This is a genomic window from Maribacter orientalis (genome assembly GCF_900109345.1).
In the GTDB taxonomy this organism is placed as follows: Bacteria; Bacteroidota; Bacteroidia; order Flavobacteriales; family Flavobacteriaceae; genus Maribacter; species Maribacter orientalis.
In genome coordinates this window covers 1-4,655 of record NZ_FNZN01000020.1, presented here as the reverse complement: position 1 = coordinate 4,655, position 4,655 = coordinate 1, and the positions used below count along the sequence as shown (strand labels likewise).

Below are 4,655 nucleotides of genomic sequence, written 5' to 3'. Positions count from 1 at the left end.
AATGGAATACCGCTCAAAATGCCGTTAACTATGAACTGAAAGTTTTATTAGGTAACGGGCAAGCTGCAATAACTACAGTAGGTGTTCAAGAAGCTATGGTTACTTTGGATAGAGGTAAAACGTATACATGGACCGTGACTTCTAAGAATGAATCTGGCAGTACGGTAAGCGATACGTATTCATTTACCACACCTGGTCTTTCAGAAGGTAACTATGCACCATACGCTGCAGAAATTTCAACTGAATTTGAACCTGTAGCACAGTTGCTAACTGTTAATTGGACAGCAACTGATGAAGATGGTGATAGTCTAACCTATGACGTAATTATAACCGAAAACGAAACTGTTATTTTAGAAGAAATAGACTTTGTAAATACATCAATAAGCGGAATTGGATTTATAAATGATACTAATTATACCATAAAGGTTGTATCTAAAGACGGTTCTGGTAATTTTTCAGTATCAGAAGTGAGTGTAAATTCTCAGGAATAGATTCTTAAATTAGTTTCTAAAGAAATTAGACCAACTATCAAAATCTCAATTTTAGTAATGAAAAATCATTACCTAGCAAGGTAACGATTCATTAATAATATAACCATTAAACAAAAAACTCAACAATAATAACCCTAAGAACTATTTAATGAGATACCTACTTACCAGTATTTTCTGTTTATTCCTTTCGTTATCATACGCACAATCTGAATTTATAACCACCTGGAAAACCGATAACCCCGGTGTTTCTGAGGATAATCAGATTACAATTCCTTCATATTTTGGAAATATTACCCAATTTAATGTGGCTTGGGGAGATGGAACAGAAACAACTTTCACTTCTAGTGCTAATATTACCCACACCTATTCAGTTCCTGGTACATATATTGTTGAAATAACGGGAGATTTTATTGGACTGAATTTCAACAATGATGGGGATAAAGAAAAAATAATTTCAGTAGACCAATGGGGAGCTATACCATGGGCTTCTACCCAAACTGCTTTTCGAGGTTGCACTAATTTAAATGTAATTGCGACAGACTCTCCAGATCTTTCTCAAGTATCTTCAATGAATCAAATGTTTTTTGAATGTTCTTCCCTGATAGGTAATGCATCTTTTAACAATTGGGACACTTCCAACGTTTCAAGTATGGACAGCTTATTTGCATATTGTACCTTGTTTAATCAACCTATTGGGAATTGGAATGTAGAAAATGTAATTAATTTGGGGGGTACTTTTTTGGGTTGTAGTTCTTTCAATCAATATATAGGTGATTGGGATGTGCAAAATGTAGAAAGTATGGTTTTTACATTTGGCGAAGCTACTGCATTCAACCAAAATATAGGAAATTGGAACGTATCGAACGTTGTTAGTATGTTTTGGACGTTTATTAATGCTAGCTCATTCAATCAAGATATTTCAAACTGGAATATAAGTAGTGTTACAGATTTATCTGGAATGTTTATGGGTGCAACTTCATTCAATCAACCTATCGGATTATGGGATATACGCAATGTAACAAGGGTAAGTAATTTATTTTCTAATGCACAAAATTTCAATCAGCCATTAGAAAATTGGAATTTGACAAATGTAACCGACACTTCGAATATGTTTTATTATGCATATGCCTTTAACCAAGATATATCTAATTGGGATGTAAGTACTGTAACGAAAATGAATGGCATGTTCAATGGTGCAACAACCTTTAACCAATCAATTAGTAATTGGAATGTTTCTTCGGCAATTGATATGTCAAGAATGTTTCAATATGCATATTCTTTTAATCAAAATCTTGAAAATTGGGATGTTGGTCAAGTTACAGATATGTCTTCAATGTTTGAAGGAGCAAATAGCTTTAATCAGAACATTGGTGGATGGGATGTTGGAAACGTTGTAAATATGTTCAGAACATTTACTAGTGCCACCCTCTTTAATCAGCCAATTGGTAATTGGAATGTTTCAAATGTTACGAACATGGAAATGATGTTTTGGAATACAATCAATTTTAACCAACCTCTTGAGAATTGGAATGTTTCGAATGTCACAAATATGAAAGAACTGTTTTCAGGAAGCTCAATATTTAATCAAGAATTGAATAGTTGGGATGTAAGTAATGTCACTAATATGCTAGGAATGTTCACAGGATGTAGTGCATTTAATAAAAGTTTATTTTCTTGGAATACAACTAGTGTTAATAATATGACCGGAATGTTCTTTGAGGCTGATAGTTTTAATCAGCCTATTGGAGAGTGGGATATAAGTAACGTCACAAATTTGCGAGCAATGTTTTTTGGGGCTGATTTGTTTAATCAAAGTATTGGTAATTGGAATGTGTCGAACGTTACTGATATGTCATCTATGTTTGAACGTGCTACTGCCTTTTCTCAAAATTTGGGTAATTGGAATATTGGTCAAGTAAATACTTTAGCTAATATGTTTAACGATGCCGGTATTGCACAAGCAAACTATGATGAAACTTTAATTGGTTGGGCAAATTTACCCTTTGTACAAGACAATGTGCTTTTTGACGCTGGTGGTAGTACTTACTGTTTTGGAGAATCTGCGAAGTTAAAATTGATAAACGAATATGGTTGGGAAATTTCAGATGGAGGAAAGGCCAACTGCCCATTTATAACTACCTGGAAAACAGATAACCCCGGACTTTCTGAAGATAATCAGATTAATATACCAACGTTCCCTGGAGAAACTTATGACTATACGGTTGACTGGGGTGATGGCATCATAGAATCTAATTTCATTGGTGATGCTACTCATACGTATGCAAACTCAGGTACATATCAAGTTTCAATTTCTGGCGTATTTCCTAGAATATATTTTAATAATTACTTGGACGCTATTACAGATGCACAAAAAATACTTACCGTTAATCAATGGGGAGAAATAGAATGGAAATCTATGGAAAATTCATTTTTAGGATGTAAAAATCTAGATGTTATTGCTACGGATATGCCTGACTTAAGCAATGTTACTTCTTTGGCTAGCATGTTCGCTGTTTGTACTTCCTTACAAGGAAATGTATCTATGAATTCATGGAATCTTAGTAACGTCAACTCTATTAATGGTATGTTCGGGTCTGCAGAGAATTTCAACATTTATGTTGGGGATTGGAATGTGACCAGCGTTACGGACATGGGAGGAATGTTTTTCGATGCACTATCCTTTAATCAGGATATTGGAAATTGGAATGTTGCCAATGTAACAAACATGTCTTCATTATTTTATGGTGCCACCAATTTTAATCAAAATATCGGGGAATGGGATATTTCAAACGTCACCAATATGAATAATATGTTTGATCATGCCATAAGTTTTAATCAAGATATTGGTAATTGGGATGTAAGCAATGTTACTGAAATGTCCTCTATGTTTACAAATGCTGATGCGTTCAATGGTGATATTAGTGGTTGGGATGTTAGTAAAGTGCAATATATGGATGGGATGTTTTATGGCGCAGCTCGTTTTAATCAAAACATTGGGAATTGGAATGTAAGTAACGTCATAGGAATGCAAGCAATGCTTGGTTATACTGAGGCATTCAATCAGGATATTAGTGGCTGGAATGTGGGAAATGTGATTACGATGAATAGTTTATTCAATGGTGCGGGCTCATTTGATCAAGATATTGGTGAGTGGAATGTTTCCAATGTAGAAAATATGCAAGCTATTTTTTATGGAGCAACCCAATTTGACCAAGATTTGAGTAAATGGGATGTTTCCAATGTTACTAATATGCTATTCATGCTCAATGATTCTGGGGTATCCGTAGGTAATTACGATTTATTATTAAATTCTTGGAGTCAACAATCATTACAAAATAATGTACAGTTTGAAGCCAGCAATATCCAATACTGCGATGGAGAAAATGCTAGACAATATTTGACCGATACCTATGGTTGGATCATCACCGACGGCGGCAAAGTACCCTTTTGTAATGAAGACAATGATTTAGATGGCATATTAGACCATTTGGATACTTGTTTAGAGACAAGTCCAAATGTAATTGTAAACGATAATGGTTGCGAAATAATAGCAGCAGACGCAATTTTGGTGTATGGCGCTACACCAACATGTCCTGGAGAAGCAAATGGAAGTATTTCAATTTCGAGTGCGCTAACTGATTATAATTTTAATATAGCTATTGAAGGTCCAATTTCATCAGATTATAATGGTATTTCCTTAAATGAAAATCTAGAAATACCAAACCTTATTACGGGTCTATATACGGTTACTGTTTCCATTCCGGATATATCGTATTCTCAAACCTACGGCATCCAAATCAACGAGGTCGGCACAATCTCAGGAAAACGAGACAGTTTGAATACAACGGTTAAAACGGCATCTTACAATGTGGAGGGTAGCTATACGTATACCGTTGATGTAAATGGAGAATTGAAAACCTTCAACTTCATGACCAGCGGAATAAATGAAATTCAATTAACAGATTTAGCGGAATTCAATGCTATTTCTATTACCGGAGAAAGTGACTGCCAAGGTGTGGTTACCGATTCATTTGCCTTTTCGGAAGGGGTAATTATGTATCCTACGATCACTACGGGTGAAGTATTTGTTGAAGGTTTCGATGAATCAAGTACCGTGTTGGTTTATGATTTAGCGGGTAGACTAGTATTAAGCCAAATTCTTTC

The 4,655-nt window shown here is 34.9% G+C and carries 2 protein-coding genes; both read left to right on the top strand.

Features of this window, described 5'->3' with window-relative positions:
- On the top strand, positions 1-491 hold a 491-nt coding region (locus BMY56_RS18725; RefSeq protein WP_091627717.1), incomplete at its 5' end, for a hypothetical protein.
- Positions 492-639: 148 nt separating this feature from the next.
- Positions 640-4,655: BspA family leucine-rich repeat surface protein (locus tag BMY56_RS18355; RefSeq protein ID WP_143057852.1), on the top strand; the 4,016-nt coding region annotated here is incomplete at its 3' end.